Origin of the sequence: Hirschia maritima DSM 19733 (assembly GCF_000378345.1) — a bacterium.
In the GTDB taxonomy this organism is placed as follows: domain Bacteria; phylum Pseudomonadota; class Alphaproteobacteria; order Caulobacterales; family Hyphomonadaceae; genus Hirschia; species Hirschia maritima.
Genome location: NZ_KB899546.1, coordinates 341648 through 364029, shown reverse-complemented (window position 1 = coordinate 364029; position 22382 = coordinate 341648). Strand labels below are relative to the sequence as shown.

Here is a 22382-nt window from a genome sequence, read left to right as displayed (position 1 = left end):
TCTCTTCTTACTTTTTTAAAATACCAGTTAGTGAACTAAGTGTAGCACCTACAATCTCAACATCCACTATCTCGCCAATTAAGTTCTGAGCATTTTCAACATGCACTGATTGCATATAAGGCGATTTTCCAAGCGCCTGCCCTTCCAACTTACCATTGTGGGTAAACAAAACTGGAATGGTGCGGCCTATTTGCTGTTCATTGAACTCTTTCGTTTGCTCGCGTATCAACGCTTGTAAACGTTGAAGACGTTCATCTTTAACTGCTTCATCAACTTGCCCAAACATCTCCGCACCTGGAGTTCCAGGACGTTTTGAATATTTAAATGAATAAGCAGATGCATATTTCACTTCACGTACAAGATCCATCGTAGCTTCAAAATCTTCATCGGTCTCACCCGGAAAGCCCACTATAAAGTCAGAAGCTAAAGCTATATCAGGACGCTGCTCACGCACCTTTTTCATCGTTTCGATGTAAGATTCAGCCGTATGACTACGGTTCATCGATTTCAATATCTTATTTGAACCCGCCTGCACTGGCAGATGGAAATAAGGCATCAAAACGTCCAACTCACCAAAGGCAGAAATTAGATCATCATCCATATCTTTAGGGTGCGAAGTCGTAAAACGAAGGCGTTCTAAACCACCGATTTTAGACATATGACGCAAAAGTTGGCCAAGGCCCCACTCACCCTCTTCACCAGATGGTGCAGCACCATGGAATGCGTTCACATTTTGCCCTAACAGGGTAATCTCTTTAACGCCTTGTGAGGCCAATCCACGAACTTCAGCGATAATTGAGTCGACATCACGCGAAAACTCTGCACCGCGTGTGTAAGGCACTACACAGAAAGTACAAAATTTATCGCACCCTTCCTGAATAGACACAAAAGCAGACTTACCTTCCACTTCGCGTTTAATCGGCAATGCGTCGAATTTTTCCTGAACATCAAATTCAGTCTCAAGCACATCACCTGTCTCGCGAGATACCTTTGCGATCATCTCAGGTAATTTGTGATAACTCTGAGGCCCTAGCACAAGATCCACAGCGGGTTGACGGCGCTTTATCTCCGCCCCTTCAGCCTGTGCAACACAACCAGCGACTGCGATAGTCATTTTACCGCCAGTATCAGCTTTCATACGCTTAAGCTGTCCCAGCTCAGAAAACACTTTCTCGGTTGCCTTTTCACGAATATGGCACGTGTTCAGCACAACAAGATCTGCACCTTCCGGCGTGTCTGTCGGGGCGTATCCAAGTGGCTTCAGAACATCTTTCATACGATCAGAGTCGTATACGTTCATTTGGCAGCCATAAGTTTTGATAAATAGCTTTTTAGGGCTTTGTGTTTGTGTGTGTTCAGTCATGGGGCCGTGTTATGCCTTAAAACCCAAAAAGACGCTAGGAGATTCCAAGCGCCTTGTGATTCAATTTTTAAATGTGTCTGCTTTACAGCACTTAACAGCTGCGCACACTGTTCCTAATCGTCTTTGCTGTCCAATGGAACAGCATATAATTCCAAACGGTGGTCAACCAGTTTGTAACCAAGCTTCTTGGCAATCTCCACTTGCAGGCGTTCAATTTCATCATCTACAAATTCAATGACTTCACCGCTTTTTACATCAATTAGATGATCGTGGTGACCTGCGCCAGCCTCTTCATAGCGCGCGCGCCCATCGCGGAAATCCAAACGTTCAATGATGTCATATTCTTCAAACAACCGCACAGTTCTATAAACAGTTGCCAGTGAAATATTATCATCAACGGATGCCGCACGGCGATGAAGTTCCTCAGCATCAGGGTGATCTTTTGCCTCAGATAGAACCCGCGCAATGACACGACGCTGCTCCGTCATACGAAGACCTTTTTCGATACAGCGTTTTTCAATCATGTCATAACCTCACTTTGTATTTTCCCAGATATGCTTGCATCCCCCTAAATTGTCCAGAGGAAGACCAAGCAATCTAGTCAGATAAATTTACCATAAATCAAACTAGCAGACCAAATGACCTAGTTTAATACCATAAACCAATGCATCTACACGCCTTCCATCATCCAATTTGTAGTAATTTTTGCGCACGCCACGTTTTAGAAAACCCAAGTTTTCATAAAATTGAACCGCTGAAAGGTTTTCTTCTGACACCTCTAAAAACCAATTCCCATCTAATCCGAGAGCTTGTTTTCCATCTACACCAAGCAATAATTGCTTGGCTAATCCCTTACGCCGATGATCAGGGTGAGTTGCAATTGTCAAAATTTCCAGATCATCGCCTGAGGACATAACAACGATAAAAGCTGCAATTTCATCGTCTTCTTCTATCAGCCAAGCTGCATTTGATGTTTGTTCGAGCAATTTAGCAAACGCATCCTGGCCCCAATTTTTTTTAAAAGATGCAGCGTGGATAGATGCTAATTTAGTCAAATCTTTGGAAACTACCGTCCGTAATTTACGCACCGCTAGTCACCGCTTTTCTTCATCGGTACAGCATCTGGCGCACGTACATATTGCGGATCGGCGCGATCCAACTCAACAGTGTTATAAGCGCGATTTGCAACGCGGCTGAGCAAAGGAGATGCCTCACCCCAGTTTAAATTTTCTATTGGAGACAATCCTTCACCAAAAACATGGTTTGCACCGGCGATCAAATCCTGCATTTGGGATCTGTCCGCTTCCAGAGCGTCACCAAATTTTTGTTCCCCATCAAAAAGTTGCGCCCACCAGCTTAAATCGGGTTCACGCCGGCGCGCCGGCAACGCAATTAAAACTTTTCCCGATACGCCCTTCGGTAAGGCAGCTTCTAAACTGTTAATGCCGACAACAGGAACATTCAAAGCAACGCCCAATCCTCGTGCGAATGCTACCCCAACACGAACTCCGGTGAATGATCCCGGTCCCGCTACAACGGCCACACGATCAATTGAAGAAAACTCGATGTTGGCCTCTTCAATAGCTTGTTTTGTTAGAAGAGGCAGCCGCTTGTCATGCCCATTTCGCATTTCTTCTTGCACGTGTGACAATTGGGAATCATCTTCCCAAACGCCCGCTTCGCACGTCGGACCAACAGTATTTAAAGCTAGGATTCTCATTCACTAAATCAGCGCTTACATCGCTGTCGCTTCAACTGCCGTGACTTCGGGTACGTAATGACGAAGCATATTCTCGATGCCACCTTTAAGTGTCATTGTAGATGAAGGACATCCCGCACACGCACCCCGCATTTGCAACGTGACAACACCCGTATCTACATCAAACTTTTCAAAGATGATGTCACCACCATCTTGGGCAACAGCTGGACGTACGCGCGTTTCAATCAATTCCTTGATTTCAGCTACGATCTCCCCTGTTTCGCCTTCATATACTATTTCTTCTGCTGGTTCAGGATCGCTCATATCGGCGATAACAGGCATGCCAGACACAAAGTGGTCCATAATCGCGGCTAACGCTTGCGGCTTAAGTATTGCCCAATCTGTATCTTCAGTTTTTGTTAGAGACACAAAGTCCACACCAAGAAAAACTGCCTTTACGCCTTTCAAGGTAAACAAAAATGCTGCCAAAGGAGACCCGGCTGCTTCTTTCTCATCCAAGAATTCATATGGGGTTTTGGGAGATACTTCACGACCGGGAAGAAACTTCAAAGTCTCGGGGTTTGGTGTAGCTTCGGTCTGAATAAACATAGGCAAATCTCCTTCTAGGAAATTCAAATGGCCCTTTTATCGCACAAAAACAAGTGAGGAATATACTTTTCCTACTGTGACAGTGGGATATTAGTGGTTAGCCCCACCCATTTCATCCAGTTGAGCATCAGTTAATCCACCAGGAATAATGGTGATGGCAACATGTCTGTCGGTGATGGACTTGCCTTTACCAATCCTTGAAACCAGCGGTCCCGGTCCAGCTCTCCCCTCTCCAGATCCCAACACAATGACTTTGATCGTACTATCTTGATTGGTAACTTTGGTAATGGCCTGTTCGGGTTTGCCTTCTTCGATGATAATTTCAGCATCTATATCGACGCGTTCTTTCACCATTCGCGCTGTAGATTTCACTTCGGCAAGTGCATTATCCATAGCTTCAGTGCGCATATCCTCATCGAGACCGCGCCAATGCCCCATGCCAGACACTTGGACGACCTTCAAAATAACAAGGCCAGCACCCACACGTTTTGCACGCATAGCAGCAAACAAAATCGCTGAATAACACTCTTGCGTATCATCAGCCAAAGTCAGGAATTTACGCGTTAGAGCAGTCGTCTTCTCACATTCCATCAATGCGCTATCCATCTGTCCGCTTTCAGTTGGCATTGTTCATCCCCGATTTTTATATTTTGGAGAATTTAACACGGTTTTGAAAAAAAGCGATCCCGCAGAAAAACAGTTAGTATTGCGCCTCTACTGTTTTAACTACTTTTTGAAGCTCTGCTTCTGCTCCATCTACAAAGTGATTCAGTGTTGCGGGATGAGAAGAAAACAACATTCCATCTGCATTTCCATTAACGACAAACAATGGACTAAAGCGCGCTACTTTTTCCAATTGAACAAGAGCATCAGAATGTTCATTTTTAATGGAAAGCCCTACGGGTGCCTGCATAAAGGACAAAAATCTGTGCGCCATATAAGCTCTTGCTTTTGCGCGATACACGGCTTCAGTTGCAGCGCGATCAAAGGTTTTACGATCTTCTGCATTTACAATAGATGACAATTCGCTGGATGACTGCCGCAACCAAGATGCCATTAAAGATACACGTTCAGCATATCTTTGTGCGGTCAGAGTGTCATTATAGCGGTGTAGTCTTACGCCGCCATCATAACTTGAGAGTCCCTCAATCGCAGCATAAATTTCATCTGTTGTGATATCCTGCGACAACAATAAAGCAATGGTGTTCAGATCGGAATCAGAGTCACCACCTATCTGATAATTGACTAATTCCGCAAAATCTCCAATCGCATAAGCAATTGAATTTTGATAAACAGGCATCGCTGTCAATCGGGATTGAGGCATCCAAGCATGGGCGCCTGGCACCCAGCCATTTTTGTCAACTTCTCGTTCAAGCAATTTGGTGCCTACACCTGCCCATGGAGAAGACCAGTTTTGATTGATAGATTCAGGGAAACTCAATTCATCACCAATCTTGTTTGATTGAAAAATCATGATTGGATAAGCAAGCACCGCAAGTACAACAAACGCAACTATAAGATAATTACGAATAATTTTGGGTAGTTTGGAAGGTTTTAAAGCTTCTACCGTCCGAGTTTTCAGTGGTATCGGCTTTTCTATTTCAACAACAGGAGGTTCTTCAGCAGTTACTTCACTCTTCCGACTGAATTGAAGAACACTCATAGAAAAATCTACCTAAATACTATCAATAAAGGTGCACTCATATGATTGAGGTGAGTGCACCAATTTTGCAACATTAAGAAAACTTACTTTTCATTAATGTTTATGTCCAGAGCCTTTTGAAACATCTGGAACAGCAATAGTGAACTGGGCAGTTGCTGTGCGACCCGACTCGAGACTGAGCACAACATCAGCAGTTTCACCTTCTTTAAGTTCACCCACACCAAATACCATTAAGTGAAGGCCTTTGGGCTTAAATTCTAGCGGCACACCGGCTTTTACTTCTACCGCTTCAACTTTGCGCATTTGCATCATGCCATCATTCATTTCATGCGTGTGCAATTCAATGTTTTCAGCAATGTCAGACGTTGCAGCGACAATCTTATCATCTTGCCCGAGTGTGATTGTGAAATAGCCAGCTGTCATAGTTTTGCCACCCAAAGGGGGACGGATTATGCCATTCTCAATTTGAATTACGGATGCATCAATACTCACATCTGGTTGGCTCACTGTTGGAGAATGAGACTTGTGCTCATCTTGACCGTGTCCGCTGTGGTCATCATGCGTTTCATGTGTGGCATGCTCAGTTGCTTTTTCAACGCCCAACGCATCTTCTTTCGGTGAACATGCCGCTGCCATAACTAAAATGGAGCAAGACAGCCCCAGAGTTTTTGTGAAACTATTCCAAGACATATTTTGCTCCATTCAAATTTTATTCTTCAATATTTAGACTGAACTCTAAGTATTCCAAAACCCGACAATTTCACGCACTTCTTTGATGATGGGCTCGGAAATAGCATTCGCTTTTTCAGCACCTTTTTTGAGTACTGCATCAATCTGCGCCGGATCGTCCATATAGGACCGCATTTTCTGTGTAATTGGAGAGAGTTTTTCTACGGCCAATTCCGCCAAGGCTGGCTTAAATTTACCAAACCCTTCACCACCGAATTCAGCTAGCACTTCAGCATTAGTTTTTTCTGCTAAAGCTCCATAAATACCTACGAGGTTGCGAGCTTCGGGCCGCCCCTCCAACCCCTCCACCTCTGACGGAAGTGCATCTGCATCTGATTTGGCTTTTTTGATCTTTTTAGCAATTACATCCGCATCATCGATAAAGTTGATTCGAGATAGTTCTGACGGATCAGACTTAGACATTTTCTTTGTCCCGTCTTTTAAAGACATCACACGCGCACCGGGGCCCTGAATCAAAGGCTCAGGCTGCGGGAAAAAATTCTCCGCGTCAAAGTCCCGGTTGAAACGATCTGCGATATCTCGCGACAATTCTAGGTGCTGTTTTTGGTCCTCTCCCACAGGCACGTGAGTCCCTTTAAAAGCCAGGATATCCGCAGCTTGGAGAACTGGATACGTAAACAAACCCACAGAAGCACGTTCAGAATCCTTACCTGCTTTGTCTTTAAACTGTGTCATGCGCTCGACCCACCCCATGCGAGCGGTACAGTTTAATATCCACGCTAATTCAGAATGCGCAGGCACGCTCGATTGTGCATATACAATTGATTTATCTGGGTCCACACCAGCTGCCAACCAAGCAGCCGTTATCTCACGTGTCTGGCTGGCAAGTTTTTTAGGGTCTTGAGGTACTGTGATGGCGTGTAAATCAACCGCACAGAATACGCATTCCCACTCTTCTTGTAATTTTACCCAATTGATAAGCGCACCAAGATAATTCCCGAGGTGTAGATCACCTGAAGGTTGCATACCGGAATATATACGTTGTGGCCCCTGATAGGCCGTTGCTGCATCGCTCATCTCATTGCGCCTTATACTTAATTGAGAGCATAGGCTGTAACGCACAAAGAGAGGCTGTTGCAAGGGGGGGCCGACGATGCTTCTATTAAGTCGCAGATCGACGCATGGAATTGCGAATTTCACGCAAAGAAACTGCGCCCGTCAACAAGGCCAGAATGCCGTAAAGAAGACCGCCCACTGCAACCGTAGCAAACAACGCTAAAATCTGAGAATCCCACAGATAGGATTGAGTTAATTCGCGGTGCAGATCAGCAAAATACAAAAACCCACCAAGCAATCCACATGCAATCAAAACGCGGAACATTCGGCTAATCAGTAACCCACTTGGTTTGTAATCTCCGCGACGTATAAGTGTAATGCCTAACATAAAAACATTGAGCCAAGCAGCAAAGCTGGTCGCAGCCGCAAGTGCTGGAAACCCGTATTGCCCCTGCTCTCTCAACCAATAGAAAGCCCCCGCGCCCAATATTGTATTCACAATCACCGACGTTACAGCAAACTGCATTGGTCGCTTCGTGTCTTGTCGCGCAAAGAAAGCCGGCGCTAACACTTTGACCAATACAAAGGCAGGTACGCCCCAAGCATAATGAATCAAAGCTTGTGCAGCTAGCGTGGAATCATTTGCATCAAACTGACCACGACCAAATAATGCATCGATGAGGAAAAACGGAATTAGGCCAAGCGCGACCGCAGCTGGCAGAGTGAGTGCCATTGCCAATGAGATGCCTTCATCTAAAGTTTTATGTGCATCGGCCTGCGAACCAGTTTTACTCATCGCGCGAGATAAACGTGGCAGAATAGCAACCCCCACTGCCACGCCAACAATTCCCAATGGTAATTGATAAAAGCGATCAGCAGAGGCTAACCACCCCTTGGCTCCAGCCTCGAATGAAGCAATCGAAGAAGACACAATGATATTGATCTGTGTTGCACTTGCAGCCAACGCACCGGGTATCGCTATTTTTGCAACTTGTTTAACCGAAGGAGTGATTCGGGGAAGGCGAAATTTAAGGTGCACTCCCTGCCGTTTTGCACCCCACCACAAAACAGCAGCCTGTAAAATTCCAGCAATCAACGTCGCAACTGAACAAGCAAGTGCAACGGTCCTAGGTTCATCAAAACTAAATGCGGCTATCAAAAGACAGATATTCATCAATGTTGGAGCGGCGGCGGACAACACAAATCGTCCCGCCGCATTGAGAACACCCGCAAATAATGCTGACAATGCCATCCCCGCCAAATACGGCATGGTAATTTGGGTCAATAAAATCGACAGGTTAAAAATATCAGGATCATTTCGATAACCAGCTTGCATCACCATCATGATCCACGGCATGCAGAATTGTGCGATCAAAGATAATAAGATCGTTACTGTGAACAGCATGGACAGCGTTTCAATCGCAAGTTTTGTACTTGCTTCGTCGCCATCTTCAGCTTGAGATTTTGTGTAAAGTGGCACAAATGCCTGCGCAAATGCCCCTTCTGCCAAAACCCTGCGGAATAGATTTGGAAATTGCTGCGCGGTTAAATATGCATCCGTAAGAGGCCCCGCGCCGAGCTTTGCAAAAATGACCGCTTCTCGGATAAACCCAAGTATTCGGCTTCCAAAGGTCAGCGCGGATTGAACAAATACATTACGGGCTAAGCTCATTGATGGGCCTATCTATTTTCCGACGTTTTTGCGCGTTTTAACTCTCGCGCTGGTGTCCTTGGAGCCTTTAATTCATCACGACGCAATACGCCCAGCAATTCTTTTGTCAGTTTTTCCTTATCCAGTTCTTTGTTTTCCTGAGTTTCAACATAGAAAACATCATGAATCATCATTCCATAACTTTCAGCATGCGCTGAAAGAATGGACAAACCTTCATTCACCAAAACATTGGCAATTTCTTGCATCAGTCCTTGTCTATTGCGACCAGAGAGTTCGACCAAAACTGCACTATCTGAATCCTTTGTATTGATAGAAACAACAGGCTCCACAATGAATGCAGCTTGCCGCCTAGATGCTTTGAACCCGCCCATTGCAATGCTGGTGTTGTGTTCTTCACCCAATGCCGTTGCAGTCAACGCATCTGCTAGCAATGTTAATCGGTTAGGATCATCAGCACAAAATGGCTCCCCAGAACTGGTTTGAATTTCAAATACATCCAATACCTGACCATTTCCGGTGGAAAACAGTCGAGCAGAAATTATGTCCGCTCCTGCATCCGTCAATTCCTGACACAAATCTGCAAACAAGCGCGGGCGATCTTCAGCAAAAACCAAGACCTGCGTAGCGCTTAGCTCTGCTTCAATGCGCGCAGCAGATATCGTTTTTTCTTTTGCGGCTATAATTGTTTCAGCATGCCATTGATGAATATCCGTATCGAAGGAAATCCAATAAGCATCCTCTAAGTTGGATAATGAAACAGGCAACGATGATATTTTGCCCATAACAGCATTTCGGCTTTCTTCAGCACGTTTGGAGATCTGCATTTGCACAGATGCTTCATCTGTTCGCCCTCCACGTAATGCCGCCTCTGTCGCGTAGTAAAGCTCGCGCAATAGCTGACCTTTCCAACTATTCCACACTCCAGGGCCCACCGCGCGAATATCACACACAGTAAGTACCAAAAGCAGACGCAATCTTTCAACTGTTCCTACTTTTTTAGCGAATGTCGCAATTGTACGAGGATCAGAAATATCGCGGCGTTGTGCTGTATCACTCATTTCCAAGTGGTTTCCTACCAACCACGCTACGAGTTCAGCCTCTTCTTTTCCTAACCCCAAGCGCAAACACGCACCACGAGCATTTTTAGCACCCTCAATTTGCTGGTCTCCCTGCCCTTTACCGGTGTCATGCAATAACATGGCTAAATAAAGTGCACGTCGGTGGACAATTTCCGCAAAAATGGAGGTTGATAATGGGTGATCTTCTGCCAACTCCCCTCGTTCAACATTATTCATCGCCTCTACACCACGAATAGTATGCTCATCCACGGTGTAATGGTGATACATATTGAACTGCGTTTGAGCGACAATACGCCCAAATTCGGGTAGAAACCGTCCAAGTAAGCCAGTCTCGTTCATTATTTTTAATGTTGTGCCGGGGTGATCTTTAGAGGTTACAACATCAATGAACAGTTTTTGCGCTTCAGGATCTTTGCGATATTCAATCTTGAAAGCTTTCAAATTTTCACGCGTTATCCCAATAGCATCGGGATGAATATCATAACCGCCCTCATCAGCGAATTTGAACAATCTCAGAAGGTTTAGCGGATCATTTTTAACAACATCAGCTTGTACATAAGATACACGCCCACCATCCAAAACGAAATTCTTATCGTCTAATGGTTTAGGTGCTGGTGCCGGCATAAAACGCAGCAAGCCAGACGGCTTCTTCTGCTCAATTGCCTCCAACTTTGCACACAAAATACGAGTTAAAGCGCCTACTTCTTTTGCAGCAAGGAAGTATCGTTTCATAAAGCGTTCAACACCGCTCATTCCGGCTTTATCAACAAAGCCCATACGAGAAGCAATCTCGGGCTGCAGGTCAAAACTAAGACGATCTTCACCACGCCCTGCCACGTAGTGCAGATGACACCTCACCGTCCACAAGAAGCGCGCTTCACGTCGAAAACTGGATGCATCAGATTTTGAAAAAACCTGATTGATCAGAACCTCATCAAAGTTGTCGCCACCGTGGATGTATTTTGCCAACCAAAACAGTGTCTGTAGATCTCGAAGCCCACCCTTGCCTTCTTTTACATTTGGTTCCACGCGAAAACGAGAATTACCTTCTTTCGAGACACGGTGATCGCGTTCTTCAAGCTTTGCCTGAATAAATTCTGCAGCCCGACCATCAATAACATCTTTGGCGAAACGCTGATTTAGCTCTTCGGCAATCTCCTCATCACCAAACAACAAGCGTTTATCCAAGATAGCAGTGCGGATAGTGTAATCTTCTTTGGACAGGCGGATACACTCATCAATCGTTCTGAATGCATGACCAACCTTCAATCCCAAATCCCACAAGGCATAGAGCATAAACTCTATCACACTCTCAGCCCATGCTGTCTGTTTATATGTGCGTACAAATAACAGATCCACATCAGAAGACGGCGCTAGAGCGCGTCGTCCATACCCGCCCACGGCCATAACAGCCATACGCTCGCCTTGCGTTGGATTTTTCGATCGGAATACGTGGGTCGTCGTATAATCGAAGAGCGCATGCAGAACTTCATCCATCACCGCAGCAAGCAGATTTGCTGTATCAAGGCCATCAGCACCTGATTCTAGTCTTTCTTGTGCAATCATTCGTCCCCTGAACAACGCACCATGCAAAAGGTCGAGCACACGTTTACGCGCTGCTTGTTGATTATGGACATTTTCCATGTGCGCAGCAGTTAACTGAACACGTAAACTTCTGGGGTCAATTATATCATGTATACGCCATGCAGTAGGTTTAACTCGGCGTGTCTTTTTTTTCGGGGTCGAATTTTGTTGTGTCATGCATTGCTTCTAGCTCCAATTCTTCAGCCAGAACAGAAACAAATTCACGGATTAAGACATTTTTTGTTTCAATGCATACAAAATATCCAACGCATCGCGTGGCGATGTCGCATCGACATCTATATCTAGTAGCATTTTTTCAACTTCAGACGGCTCAAAACTAGACGAAGGCTCTGCAACAGCGGCAAACAAAGGCAGATCGTCCAATTGTGGTCCACCTTTTTTTGCCTCACCTTCTAGACGAGACAACACATCTTCCGCCCGAGCAACCGCCGCTCTAGGCATTCCCGCCAATTTTGCAACCTGCACACCGTATGAGCGATCGGCAGCGCCTGGCTTTACATCGTGCAAAAACACAAGATCACCTTGCCAATCTTTAGCTCTGAGAGATGCATTCCCAGCATACTCCAACTTTTCAGCAAGATCAGTTAGTTCGTGATAATGTGTAGCGAAAATAGCTCGACACTTGTTCTTTTCATGCAAATGCTCGACCGCAGCCCAAGCAATGGCAAGCCCATCATAGGTAGCCGTGCCTCGCCCAACCTCATCAAGGATGACAAAAGCTCTCTCGCCCGCTTGGTTTAATATTGCAGCAGTTTCGATCATCTCAACCATGAAAGTTGATCGACCACGGGAAAGATCGTCAGAGGCGCCTACACGTGAGAAAACACGATCCACCAACCCAAGCTCAAATTTTTGAGCGGGCACAAAACAACCAGCTTGAGCCATAATTGTTAGCAGCGCATTTTGTCGAAGAAATGTTGACTTACCTGCCATGTTAGGACCTGTAATCATCATTAAACGAGAAGCGACATCTCCACTTGCATCTAACGAGCAATCATTAGCAGTAAAGCCATCCCCCTCTTTTCTTAGCGCAGCCTCAACCACGGGGTGACGAGCTCCAATCGCTTCAAAACGCGTTGTTTCATCAATTTCTGGACGCACAGCTTGAGCATCTTCTGCCCAATGCGCCAAACCGGCTGCCACATCTATGGAAGCCAGGGCATCTGCTACATCACGAAGTTCTTCTGAAAGAATTTCAGCCTGCTTCACCAAATCATCGAAAATCTCAAGTTCTCGAGCTTTGCTTTCTTCCTCAGCTCTCGCTATGCGGCCATCCAATTCACCAAGCTGCGTTGTTGTAAAGCGCATCGCCGAAGCCAAAGTTTGACGATGTATAAAATCGGATGCGTGGGGACCATTTTGCATGGCATCTGCATTACGAGACGTTACATCAATGAAATAACCAAGCACCTTATTATGCTTGATTTTTAAACTCGAAATACCTGTTTTCTCTGCATATTCAGCTTGTAGCGCTGCAATCACTTTACGGCTGCCATCGCGCAGAGACCTCACTTCATCTAAGGCCGCATCATAACCTTCACGTACGAACCCGCCTTCCCGCGCTAAAACTGGTATGTCTTCTTTTATCGCGCTCTCTAAAGTATCGGAAAATGCTCCCAAAGTTTTTTGTTCTTTTAGATCTAGAGCAGAGCAAGCATTATCAAGCAACACAGGAAGACCAGCCATCTCTGATCTTAAGCTAGCTGACGCTTTTGCTCCCGCGCTCAACCCTTGCGCTAACGCTTTCAAATCTTTTGGACCACCGCGCCCCAATTGAAGACGCATACGCGCGCGTTCCACATCGGCACTTTCTTTTAGTGCTTCTCGTACTTCTTCTCGTAAATCACGAGCAGATACAAATAATGAAACCGCATCCAATCTTGCGTTTATAGCGTTGATATCAATTAAGGGACGAGAAAGATTGTCCGCTAATTGACGCGCACCGGGAGCAGTGATGGTTCTATCTATTGTCGACAACAATGATCCAGCCCGCGTTCCTTGTGCTGAAACATCAATTTCAAGACTAGTACGCGTAGATGGGTCTATTGCCATAAAGCTTGACGTCATATGCCGTTTGGGAGGATCCAAACGTACTTCTTCTCCCGCTTGTGTCAGTTTAAGATAATCCAACAAAAGTGCGCAGGCCGATAATTCTGTGTTTGAAAATTTGCCAAAAGCATCGAGTGATTTAACACCCAATATGCTTTTTAAATGACGTTGTCCGACACTTTTATCTGCTTTGGCGCTTGGTCTGGGTGTTACAGATGTACGAAGCCCTTCCAGCATAGAATTTACCAATGGCCGCGCCATGACTGCTTCGCTCAATAGCAACTCTTTTGGCGCGATAGCTGAGAGCATCTCTCCTAAGCTCTCCGGAGCGACAGCAAAGACTTCAAATCGTCCGGTAGAAACGTCAGCAAGGGCAATTGCGCCCTCATCTCCCCCATTTGAAACACCGATTGCAGCAAGAATATTCGATGATCTTGCATCCAAGAGCGAGTCTTCTGTCAAAGTACCGGGTGTGACAATTCGTACCACATCACGCTTTACAACGGCTTTATATCCGCGTTTTTTCGCCTGTTCTGGAGTCTCTAATTGTTCACATACAGCCACACGATGTCCGGCTTTTATCAAACGCGCTAAATACCCTTCGGCGGCATGAAACGGAACACCTGCCATCGGTATTGGATCGCCGGAATCCTTGCCCCTAGCTGTCAAAGTAATATCCAGCACTTCCGCAGCAATCTGTGCGTCTTCAAAGAATAATTCATAGAAATCTCCCATACGGAAAAACAAAAGAGCATCTTGATGACGGTCTTTGATTTCCAAGTATTGGAGCAAAAATGGAGATGGGGCTTTAGACATAGCGGTGCACACTATCCAGACTATATTGCACTTCAAGGGTGACAAACGCTGGAAATTGCATTTTATCACTTTTACAGGATAGCAAACTGACTTTATTCACAACAGAATGCCTCCGAAAGAGAAGCATCTGAAGTGAACAGCCCGACGAACGAGAATAAAGAGACTTAGGTCACTACGAGGACAACGCACATATGAGCTCGAAACGCCCATCTTTCACAGATGAAGAAGCGCTAGCTTTTCACCAGGAACCGACACCCGGCAAAATCTCGATGTTGCCGACAAAACCGATGCAAACACAAAAAGATTTGTCATTGGCCTATTCTCCCGGTGTTGCTGTCCCTGTGGAAGCAATCGCGAAAGATGAAGATCTAGCATATGATTATACTTCCAAGGGAAACACTGTTGCCGTAATTTCTAACGGTACAGCAATTCTCGGACTCGGCGATCTTGGGGCATTGGCATCTAAACCGGTCATGGAAGGTAAATCCGTACTCTTCAAACGTTTTGCTGATGTCGACTCATTCGACATAGAAGTTGACACAAAAGATCCGGAAAAAATCATTGAATGCGTGCGTTTGATCGGCCCTACTTTTGGAGGCATTAATCTGGAGGACATCAAGTCTCCCGAATGTTTCCAAATTGAAGCTGAACTACGCGAAAAGCTAAACATTCCTGTCTTTCATGATGATCAACACGGAACCGCTATTATTGCTGCTGCCGGATTGATCAATGCTGCTGAAATCACAGGGCGTAATCTTAAAGACATCAAAGTTGCAGTTTCTGGCGCAGGTGCAGCTGGATTATCTGTAGCCGGCCTAATCCACCACCTTGGCGTGCCCAAGCAAAACATTCTTATGTGTGACAGAGATGGAGTGATCTATCAGGGCCGCAAAAAAGGAATGGATCAATACAAATCTGCATTCGCGGTCAAAACATCAAAACGTACATTGGCGGAAGCATGTGAAGGTGCAGATGTTTTGCTGGGATTGTCAGTTAAAGGTGCGGTCAGCAAAGACATGGTTAAATCCATGGCAAAGAACCCGATTATCTTTGTAATGGCAAACCCTGATCCTGAAATTAAACCAGAAGAAATCCGCGAAGTACGCAATGATGCGATTATCGCGACTGGTCGTTCAGATTATCCAAACCAAGTGAATAATGTGCTCGGTTTCCCATATATTTTCCGTGGCGCTTTGGATGTCCGCGCATCTGCTATCAATGAAGAAATGAAAGTGGCTTGTGCGCGCGCGTTGGCAATGCTTGCTCGTGAAGATGTTCCTGATGAAGTTGCCGCTGCCTATCATGGTGCGAGGCCCAAATTTGGGAAAGACTATATCATCCCTGTTCCTTTTGATCCGCGCTTAATTTCATACATCCCACCTTTCGTGGCGCAAGCTGCGATGGATACAGGTGTAGCGCGGAAGCCGATTGATGATATGGAAGCCTATACGGAAACACTGGCCCAACGTTTGGACCCATCGGCTGGTTTCCTACAAAAATTCCAGGGTGCGGTCCGCCGCGAGGAACCAAAACGCATTGTGTTTGCCGAGGGTGAAGAACCGGCAATCATCCGTGCTGCTTATGCCTTTAAAACACAAGAACTTGGCCACCCAATTCTTGTTGGGCGCGAAGATCAAGTAAAACGCAATATGCGCCTAGTTGGTGTGCCTGAAGACGAGCTTGAAATCATCAATGCGCGCCTGTCAGACAATAACCCAACTTATTTCGAGTATCTCTACAAAAGAACTCAACGAAAAGGCCTTTTGCAACGCGATGTCCAACGTATGGTCAATAATGACCGTAACATCTTCGGAGCGTGTATGGTTGCATGTGGTGATGCAGACGGCATGGTGACAGGCCTCACCCGTAACTATAACACCGCCTTGCGCGATATCCGTCTTGTATCTGACGAACGCAATGGTGAACATGCAATCGGGATGTCGATCATTATATCGAAAAGCGGTCCCCTATTTGTATCTGACACCGCTATTACGGAAATGCCGACTGCAGAAGAATTGGCAGACAATGCTATTTTGTCTGCAAAAGTTGTTCGCCACATGGGTTATGAACCCCGTGTAGCTTTCCTTTCCAATTCATCCTTTGGATACCCTAAAGGGGAACGTGCGGATGTTGTGCGAAAAGCCGCAGAACTTATGGCAGAACGTGATGAGGTTGATTTTGAATATGAAGGCGACATCGCTGTCGACGTTGCGTTAAACCCCAATGCGCGAGATACTTACCCATTCTCTCGTTTAAGTGAACCAGCAAACATTTTGATTATGCCGGCTATTCACTCTGCCTCGATCTCTACAAAGCTTGCTTCTTATCTTGGAAACACAACGGTTGTTGGGCCACTTCTATTGGGCCTAAACGCACCTATCCAAATTATGCAAATGGGGTCTTCAGTGTCTGACATAGTAAACATGGCGACTTTTGCCGCCTATGGTCCACATAGTGATGATAAAGATCACAAATGGAAAATGGTTTAAACTTTAACTCGACAACCTGACTCTTCAAAAGGCCACTGTTTCAACGCAGTGGCCTTTTTGTATTAGGCATTTTCGAGTGACGGTTCATCCGATTTGAAATATCGAACCAAGAACAGAATAATCATTGCGGGAATTCCAATCGCGGCTGTAATCAGAAAAAATGCCTCCCACCCGACTTCATCAGCTAGAACACCTGACATGCTGGCCAATAATTTTCCATACAACGCGAAGAATGATGTAAACAAAGCATATTGCGTTGCTGAAAACCCTTTGGATGTCAAAGACGACATGTAAGCAATAAACACTGTGCCGGCAAAACCTGCAGCTATATTGTCGGCTGTAATCGTGACGCACAAATGCCAGAAAATTGAATCAGATTGCATCGCCAACCAAGCAAAAGCAGCGTTAGTCGTGATCATCAGAAGTTCACCAATAACCAACGACTTAAATAAACCCAAATATCGAATTGAAATACCGGCAAAAATAGCCCCTACCAGCAATATCCAAGGGCCCAAAGATCCCGAGATCAATCCAACTTCTGTTTTGGTGAACCCCTGTTCAACATAAAACGGCTTGGCCATCACACCCATTGTTGTATCTGTCATACGGTAGGTTGCTATCATCAAAAGTAAAAGGCCAGCTCCCGGGCCGTACTTACGTGCGTAGTCAACAAATGCACCGAGAACAACACCTTTGGAGAGACTTTCTGACACTTTGTTTGTTCTGAAAAAAACACCCAATCCTGAGGCAAAACAAAATGGTAAAAGCGCTAAAATAACGAGTGCATACACGCCGCCATATTGTAAAATAAGAGAGAAAAAGGAAGATATTTTTCCAAGCACAAAGCCTAACGCGCTGACAACATAACTCAATAATTGTAGTGACCATCCATATAATACAGAGAGATCACCTCGTCCCGTGTAATCGGCGATCAATTGGTCCCATTGAAAGTATGTTCTTACACCTTGCACAATACTCAACAAAAACAAGCCGAGTACAAATATGAAGGCAACAGCTTTTAAAATTTCCTTCGATATCTCAATTGTTTCTTCAACCAAAAAATTCGATGCTTTGGGTATCAAAAAAACCAGGCATGAAATGAAGACCGGAACCCAAGCACCGGCGAGATAAAGTAGCGCAAAAATTCTATAACCATTAGATTCTTTTGTGATATTATTTCCATCATCCCCTAAAACAGGGTTGCCATTGGAATCGAGAACATTGACCAATTCGGGACTGACGAATTGCAAAATGGCAATTGAAAAAAACAAGCCCACAAAAGCAGCAACAATGCCTGTCATTATTGGTTTGAGAGAAAAATTTTCCGATATCCATTCAGATCTATCTGGTTCGCAAACCTTAAATAACCCAATTCCGGCAATAGCTATCATCAGCGCCATAAACCAATATGCCAATGTCCAGTCGATAGCATCAGCAAAAGCCAATGCCCCACCCCCGGCGACAATCAATCCAAACCTATAACCAATCTGTGTTGCAGCGGCCATGTCGCCTTGATCATCATCATTGGCCACATCGATACGCCAACCATCAATTACAATGTCCTGTGTGGCAGAAAAGAATGCAACGATCACCGCGCAAATGGATGTCCAGACAAGATTGCTGGCCGGATCGCTAATCCCAAGTGACACCAATCCAATTATCAGTCCGATTTGGCAGACAAGAATCCATGCTCGCCTTTGACCCAAAATTTTAGACAGACCTGGAACTTTCCAACGATCAATAAACGGAGCCCATAAAAATTTAAAAGCGTAGAACAATCCAATTAATGATAAAAAGCCAATTGTTGTCCGGCTAATTCCAGCTTCACGCAGGCGAGTTGAAAACGTACCATAAAGCAGGAGAATGGGTAATCCAGATGAAAACCCAAGAACCAACATACTCGCAATTTTTGGGCTGCTATAAGGACCTAAAGCGTTTTTGAAATAAGTGCCAAGAGTATCTAATTTCGAATTTATCCCAGCTATCATATTCCTAACTTCCTTCAGACATTGCCCAGCTCAAAGCTAGGTCACGTAAGCGTTGCGGATCAATCGGTTTGGCAGCGATCAGGCTAACCCCAACATTTTCAGCTTTAGCTTCAAGATCGGGATCGACGTCAGCCGTAACAGCAATGACTGGCACTTTGCCTTTTGATCCATCCATTTCACGAATGCGGCGTGTCGCTTCTAAACCATCCATAACTGGCATTCTTACATCCATAAAAATGATAGAATATGGTGTATTTTGGGCGGCCTCTAATGCCTCGGCACCTGTGCCGACAGTATCCACTGCAAACCCAGCAGTCGTCAGAGCACGCTTTGCAAGTAAAGAATTTACAGGATTATCATCAGCGATGAGCGCTCTAGCTCCTTTAGGAGCTTGAGTTTCATTTTCTTGAGCATCTTTAATTTCTTCGCCACGCGCTGCGATTTCGACACGCTTTGCGATGGAAGACGCCCGCAATGGTCGGATTAGATACCCTACACAACCCATCTCTCTAAATTTGGGAATTTGAGCGCGATCCTCTGGCCGTAAAATTACGAGTGTGGGTGAGTTTTTTACATATTTTTTGATTTTGGCTGGCGATAGTGACGCATCAATAACAGCCACATCAGCCTTCTCTTTTTCTTTTGGAAGGTTGCATTCTAGCTGCGAGCTGGCTAGCGAACTGATAACCGCAATTTGAGACGCACAACTCGCATTAAGATCAACACATAATTTAGTGCGTTTCTTATCAGCGGATGAATTTTCATTCGGCGCCGGCGAAACCTCCAACGGAATAGTCAGGAAAAAACCGGCCCCATGCCCCACTTCACTAGAAATGTGTAGTCGACCACCCATGGCGGTAGCCAAACGTTGAGCAATAGCCAACCCCAGTCCTACACCACTATCTTTTCCAGCATCTGATGCCGATACCTGACCATAAGCTGAAAAAATTTTCTCCTGATCATCTTTTGGAATTCCAGAGCCCGTGTCGCGAACAGCAAAAACCAATTCACCAGAAGCTAGGTATCGCGCTGTTACAAGGATGCCGCCAGATTGGGTAAACTTGATTGCATTACCAGCCAGATTAAACAAAATCTGACGAATACGCCCCGCATCTCCTAAAAATTTATAAGGCAGTTCGGGCATAGGAGCCGCTGCTATATCTAGATTGGCAGTATGAGCACGCGGAGCGAGAAGCTCGACAACATCTTGAATAAGTTCAGCGGGATCAAATGCTGCGACATCAAGTGGAATGTCGCCTGCTTCCAATCGAGAATAGTCTAAAACGTTATTTAGGAGATCCAGAAGCCGTGACCCACTTTTACCTATCGCTTCAACATACTCTTTCTGAACCAATGATAATTCGGTTTCCTTTAACAAGGACACCATTCCCAATATTCCATTCAAAGGGGTACGAATTTCATGAGACACAGAAGCAGTAAATCGTTGCGATGTATCAGGCTCCGTTTTGCCATTCTCACCACTATGATCAATGTCTGCAATACGAGATGTAGAAGCCATGATTCGTGCCTATTATCATTTTCCTACAATGACATAGCTATCGCCGTGGTTAACAAAAGCTTACCATCAACGCTTCTCCAAGCTAACTGACGCTATTTCAAGCCTTTAAGATATCATTTGAGACCTTTGAAGCAGTTATTGGTCTAAATCGATAGTTAAGCGCTTCTGCCACGTGAACACGTGCTATCTGTTCTGTACCATCAAGATCAGCAATGGTTCTGGATACCTTCAAGACACGATGATACCCCCTCGCCGACAAGCCAAGTTTCTCTGCAGCTTGCATTAGTAGGTCTACGCCGGATTGCTCCGGAGTGCAGAATTGATCAATTGCCGATGTATCCGCATCAACGTTCAGTTTTCGGGAATGACTGGAATTTTCATAACGCTTTTCTTGAAGCAATCTCGCCCGAAGCACACGTCCCGCTACTTCTTTGCTTCCCTCGGTTGGAGCCGGCAATGTCAAATCCATCGCGGTCACGGCAGGAACATCTATAAATATGTCCATGCGATCCAAAAACGGACCAGAAACTCGCCCTATATAATCCGCCTTACAAGCTGGTTTTCGGCGGCACATGCTTTCAGATGGCCCTCCCCCACATTTACAAGGGTTTGCCGCAGCTATTAACTGGAACCGACTGGGATATTTTACATGCCGATTGGCGCGGGAGATGACCGCTTCCCCACTCTCCAATGGTTGACGCAAACTATCTAATACCTGACTGGAAAATTCGGGTAACTCATCTAAAAACAATACACCATGATGAGCCAGCGAAACTTCACCTGGACGCGCCTTAATCCCTCCTCCAACTAATGCAGCCATACTCGCTGAGTGATGCGGAGATCTAAACGGGCGGATACGAGATAGCTGTCCTTTCTCCAAAGTCCCTGCAATTGATTGGATTTGACTAACTTCTAACAATTCATGAGCAGAAAGTGATGGTAAAATACCTGCAAGACGTTGAGCAAGCATTGATTTTCCAGAACCAGGCGGACCCATCATTATTAAATTATGGCCGCCCGCAGCGGCTATTTCCAATGCTCTTTTTGCGCCTTCTTGTCCCTTCACATCTTTTAGATCAGGCACATTTACATCCGCTTTTAACTCACCTGCTTTTGATGAAGGTATCTGTTGGTTGCCTTTAAAGTGGGAAATCAGCGCCATTAGACTTTTAGCACCTAAAACCTGCCCGCCTGACCAAGCCGCTTCAGGCCCACAACTTTCTGGGCAAATCAAAGTTTTACCCAACCCTACCGCTGCCATTGAAGCAGGTAGTGCTCCGGGGATGACCGCTATTTTGCCATCGAGTGATAATTCTCCAATGGCGGCCAAATCTTCCAGTGCACCATTTGGAATAACTTCGATTGCTTGCAAAAGGGCAAGAGCGATAGCCAAGTCATAATGGCTGCCCTCCTTTGGCAAATCCGCAGGCGCCAAATTCACAACTATTCTTTTGGGAGGAAGCGACAAACCTAGAGAAGAAAAAGCAGCACCGACGCGTTCTCGGCTTTCCGCGACTGCTTTATCGGCCAACCCAACGATCGCAAAATTCGATTGACCACTAGATAATTGCACCTGCACATCAACCGGATTAGCGGTTACACCTTCAAATGCAAAAGTCGTAATTCGACTGACCATGATATCCCCCCAAACAGTCTCGGTCACTACTGCTAATAGCGATAGAACATTTAGGGAACAAGGTCAAATTTGATTATTCTGTGGCTTCGTCTTCAGCCTTTGGAAGAGTGAGTTCGGTGTCAAAAGTTTCGATAGATGCACCATCATCTGTTGGCAGATCTATGTTGCCAAGAGCTGTTTGACCTTCAGAAGCATCATCGGCATTCTTGAAGTTAAACCCTGAAGAAGCCGGCGTTGTATCATCACCTGGAATCGCAAAATTAAAGCTCGATGTTTCTGAAGTAGCTTCCTGTGTCTCTTTAGGAGGCGTTACTTCTTCATCCGCAGCACATGCAGCCGGAACAAATGCAACTGCAGCACATGCTAAAATACTCAATGATAATTGTTTCATAACGAAGAATTCCTTCACATCTACTCTAGCTTGATGAGTGTTACATATCTTTATTCGA

The 22382-nt window shown here is 45.3% G+C and carries 17 protein-coding genes; 1 reads left to right on the top strand and 16 read right to left on the bottom strand.

From position 1 onward, the window contains the following. Nucleotides 1-7: 7 nt before the first annotated feature. The 12 genes from miaB to mutS form a co-directional block, all read right to left on the bottom strand. Nucleotides 8-1363: a tRNA (N6-isopentenyl adenosine(37)-C2)-methylthiotransferase MiaB gene (gene miaB / locus F551_RS0110045; protein ID WP_018997379.1), complete on the bottom strand. Its 1356-nt coding sequence runs from the start codon at nt 1361-1363 to the stop codon at nt 8-10. 113 nt (nt 1364-1476) lie between these two features. Further along, a complete protein-coding gene (locus F551_RS0110040) occupies nt 1477-1887 on the bottom strand; it encodes a Fur family transcriptional regulator (RefSeq protein ID WP_018997378.1) in 411 nt (136 codons plus the stop codon). A 102-nt stretch (nt 1888-1989) separates the two neighbouring features. Further along, on the bottom strand, nt 1990-2451 hold the full coding sequence (locus tag F551_RS0110035; RefSeq protein WP_018997377.1) for a GNAT family N-acetyltransferase: 462 nt from the start codon (nt 2449-2451) through the stop codon (nt 1990-1992). Nucleotides 2452-2453: 2 nt separating this feature from the next. Next, nucleotides 2454-3083, bottom strand: coding sequence for a tRNA (adenosine(37)-N6)-threonylcarbamoyltransferase complex dimerization subunit type 1 TsaB (gene tsaB / locus F551_RS0110030; protein ID WP_018997376.1), 630 nt, complete (start codon nt 3081-3083; stop codon nt 2454-2456). A gap of 15 nt (nt 3084-3098) precedes the next feature. Further along, nucleotides 3099-3671 carry a NifU family protein gene (locus F551_RS17590; RefSeq protein WP_018997375.1) on the bottom strand — a complete coding sequence of 191 codons (573 nt, stop codon included), beginning with the start codon at nt 3669-3671 and terminating at the stop codon, nt 3099-3101. Between the two features lie 90 nt (nt 3672-3761). After that, entirely contained in the window at nt 3762-4298 is a 537-nt protein-coding gene (locus F551_RS0110020) for a universal stress protein (RefSeq protein WP_018997374.1), read from the bottom strand. 73 nt (nt 4299-4371) lie between these two features. Continuing rightward, nucleotides 4372-5334 (bottom strand): hypothetical protein, encoded by a 963-nt coding sequence (locus F551_RS0110015; protein ID WP_018997373.1) that lies wholly within the window; start codon nt 5332-5334, stop codon nt 4372-4374. Between the two features lie 93 nt (nt 5335-5427). Next, nucleotides 5428-6024, bottom strand: coding sequence for a copper chaperone PCu(A)C (locus tag F551_RS0110010; RefSeq protein ID WP_155825907.1), 597 nt, complete (start codon nt 6022-6024; stop codon nt 5428-5430). A gap of 45 nt (nt 6025-6069) precedes the next feature. Then, entirely contained in the window at nt 6070-7101 is a 1032-nt protein-coding gene (gene trpS / locus F551_RS0110005; protein ID WP_018997371.1) for a tryptophan--tRNA ligase, read from the bottom strand. 85 nt (nt 7102-7186) lie between these two features. Then, complete coding sequence (gene murJ, locus F551_RS0110000; protein ID WP_018997370.1) at nt 7187-8752, bottom strand: murein biosynthesis integral membrane protein MurJ; 1566 nt, start codon at nt 8750-8752, stop codon at nt 7187-7189. 8 nt (nt 8753-8760) lie between these two features. Continuing rightward, nucleotides 8761-11592: a [protein-PII] uridylyltransferase gene (locus F551_RS0109995; protein ID WP_018997369.1), complete on the bottom strand. Its 2832-nt coding sequence runs from the start codon at nt 11590-11592 to the stop codon at nt 8761-8763. A 51-nt stretch (nt 11593-11643) separates the two neighbouring features. Next, nucleotides 11644-14301, bottom strand: a complete 2658-nt coding sequence (gene mutS / locus F551_RS0109990) for a DNA mismatch repair protein MutS (protein WP_018997368.1) — start codon at nt 14299-14301, stop codon at nt 11644-11646. A gap of 191 nt (nt 14302-14492) precedes the next feature. Here mutS and F551_RS0109985 point away from each other — a divergent pair, with 191 nt between their 5' ends. After that, complete coding sequence (locus tag F551_RS0109985) at nt 14493-16790, top strand: NADP-dependent malic enzyme (RefSeq protein WP_018997367.1); 2298 nt, start codon at nt 14493-14495, stop codon at nt 16788-16790. Between the two features lie 62 nt (nt 16791-16852). On the opposite strand, the gene F551_RS17160 is transcribed toward F551_RS0109985, so the two are convergent. From F551_RS17160 to F551_RS0109960, 4 genes are all read right to left on the bottom strand, one after another. Beyond that, entirely contained in the window at nt 16853-18778 is a 1926-nt protein-coding gene (locus F551_RS17160; RefSeq protein ID WP_018997366.1) for an AmpG family muropeptide MFS transporter, read from the bottom strand. 4 nt (nt 18779-18782) lie between these two features. Beyond that, nucleotides 18783-20297 carry an ATP-binding protein gene (locus tag F551_RS0109970; protein WP_018997365.1) on the bottom strand — a complete coding sequence of 505 codons (1515 nt, stop codon included), beginning with the start codon at nt 20295-20297 and terminating at the stop codon, nt 18783-18785. Nucleotides 20298-20394: 97 nt separating this feature from the next. Then, on the bottom strand, nt 20395-21933 hold the full coding sequence (locus F551_RS0109965; RefSeq protein ID WP_018997364.1) for a YifB family Mg chelatase-like AAA ATPase: 1539 nt from the start codon (nt 21931-21933) through the stop codon (nt 20395-20397). A 73-nt stretch (nt 21934-22006) separates the two neighbouring features. Continuing rightward, nucleotides 22007-22324 (bottom strand): hypothetical protein, encoded by a 318-nt coding sequence (locus F551_RS0109960; RefSeq protein ID WP_018997363.1) that lies wholly within the window; start codon nt 22322-22324, stop codon nt 22007-22009. Nucleotides 22325-22382 lie beyond the last annotated feature (58 nt).

Bases quoted from the DNA above. Each gene is read 5' to 3' on its own strand.
- F551_RS0110040 (WP_018997378.1), bottom strand. From the start codon at position 1,887: ATGATTGAAAAACGCTGTATCGAAAAAGGTCTTCGTATGACGGAGCAG.
- trpS (WP_018997371.1), bottom strand. From the start codon at position 7,101: ATGAGCGATGCAGCAACGGCCTATCAGGGGCCACAACGTATATATTCC.
- F551_RS0110020 (WP_018997374.1), bottom strand. From the start codon at position 4,298: ATGCCAACTGAAAGCGGACAGATGGATAGCGCATTGATGGAATGTGAG.
- murJ (WP_018997370.1), bottom strand. From the start codon at position 8,752: ATGAGCTTAGCCCGTAATGTATTTGTTCAATCCGCGCTGACCTTTGGA.
- F551_RS17590 (WP_018997375.1), bottom strand. From the start codon at position 3,671: ATGTTTATTCAGACCGAAGCTACACCAAACCCCGAGACTTTGAAGTTT.
- F551_RS0109985 (WP_018997367.1), top strand. From the start codon at position 14,493: ATGAGCTCGAAACGCCCATCTTTCACAGATGAAGAAGCGCTAGCTTTT.
- F551_RS0110015 (WP_018997373.1), bottom strand. From the start codon at position 5,334: ATGAGTGTTCTTCAATTCAGTCGGAAGAGTGAAGTAACTGCTGAAGAA.
- mutS (WP_018997368.1), bottom strand. From the start codon at position 14,301: ATGTCTAAAGCCCCATCTCCATTTTTGCTCCAATACTTGGAAATCAAA.
- F551_RS0109960 (WP_018997363.1), bottom strand. From the start codon at position 22,324: ATGAAACAATTATCATTGAGTATTTTAGCATGTGCTGCAGTTGCATTT.
- F551_RS0110010 (WP_155825907.1), bottom strand. From the start codon at position 6,024: ATGTCTTGGAATAGTTTCACAAAAACTCTGGGGCTGTCTTGCTCCATT.
- F551_RS17160 (WP_018997366.1), bottom strand. From the start codon at position 18,778: ATGATAGCTGGGATAAATTCGAAATTAGATACTCTTGGCACTTATTTC.
- miaB (WP_018997379.1), bottom strand. From the start codon at position 1,363: ATGACTGAACACACACAAACACAAAGCCCTAAAAAGCTATTTATCAAA.
- tsaB (WP_018997376.1), bottom strand. From the start codon at position 3,083: ATGAGAATCCTAGCTTTAAATACTGTTGGTCCGACGTGCGAAGCGGGC.
- F551_RS0109970 (WP_018997365.1), bottom strand. From the start codon at position 20,297: ATGGCTTCTACATCTCGTATTGCAGACATTGATCATAGTGGTGAGAAT.
- F551_RS0109995 (WP_018997369.1), bottom strand. From the start codon at position 11,592: ATGACACAACAAAATTCGACCCCGAAAAAAAAGACACGCCGAGTTAAA.
- F551_RS0109965 (WP_018997364.1), bottom strand. From the start codon at position 21,933: ATGGTCAGTCGAATTACGACTTTTGCATTTGAAGGTGTAACCGCTAAT.